The sequence below is a fragment of the Pseudomonas arcuscaelestis genome (assembly GCF_016881005.1).
Classification (GTDB): domain Bacteria; phylum Pseudomonadota; class Gammaproteobacteria; order Pseudomonadales; family Pseudomonadaceae; genus Aquipseudomonas; species Aquipseudomonas arcuscaelestis.
Genome location: NZ_JACOPV010000082.1, coordinates 1 through 1,058 on the forward strand (window position 1 = coordinate 1; position 1,058 = coordinate 1,058).

The 1,058-nt window shown below is 60.1% G+C and carries 1 protein-coding gene; it reads left to right on the plus strand.

The annotated features are described in order from the left end of the window. Positions 1-1,005: tripartite tricarboxylate transporter permease (locus tag H8F21_RS29395; protein ID WP_203585855.1), on the plus strand; the 1,005-nt coding region annotated here is incomplete at its 5' end. Positions 1,006-1,058 lie beyond the last annotated feature (53 nt).

Sequence of the window (1,058 nt, forward strand, 5' to 3'; positions counted from 1 at the left end):
ACGTTTGTGGCGGCGCTGATCGGCCTGTTCCTGTCAGCAGTTGGCATCGATGCCAACAGCGGGGTTTACCGCTTCACTGGCGACAATATCCACCTTACCGACTGCATCCAGTTAGTGGTGTTGGTGCTGGGGCTGTTCTCCATCAGCGAAATCCTGTTGCTGCTGGAAAAAACCCACCGTGGCCAGGAAGCCGTAAAAGCTACCGGACGCATGATGTTCAACCTGAAGGAAGCGTCCTCCGTCTTTGTAGTTAACATCCGTTGCGGCCTGCTGGGTTTCATCATGGGCGTATTGCCAGGTGCAGGCGCCACGTTGGCCTCGGCCGTTGCCTACATGACCGAAAAACGCCTGGCCGGTGCCAGCGGCAAGTTCGGCCAAGGCGACATGCGTGGCCTGGCTGCACCAGAAACTGCGATCGGCGCGTCTGCTTGTGGTGCCCTGGTGCCCATGCTGACCCTCGGCGTACCCGGCTCGGGCACCACGGCGGTGATGATCGGCGCGCTGTCGCTGTACAACATCACCCCTGGCCCGCTGCTGTTCCAACAGCAACCGGACATCGTCTGGGGCCTGATCGCTTCGTTGTTTATCGCCAACATCATGCTGGTGATCCTCAACATCCCGATGATCCGCATCTTTACCCGCATCCTCGCCGTGCCGAACTGGGCGCTGGTGCCAGTGATCGCCATCATCACTGCGATTGGTGTATACGCGGTTCACGCCACCACCTTCGACCTGTTCCTGATGGTGGGCATCGGCATCTTCGGTTACATCCTGCGCAAGCTCGACTTCCCCCTCTCGCCGGTGCTGCTGGGCTTTATTCTCGGCGGTTTGATGGAGCAGAACCTGCGCCGTGCGCTGTCGATCTCCAACGGTGCGCTGGACATCCTCTGGTCGAGCCCAATCACCTTTGGGGTGTGGGTGCTGACCGCGCTGATGCTGATGTTCCCGCTGGTGCGTATCTACCGTAAACGTGCCCAGCAGCGTCGTGCCGTGGCCGATGTCTGAGGTCACCTTTAAACAATGGTGGGCAACACCGCTGGTCGGCTTGGCCGGCGGTT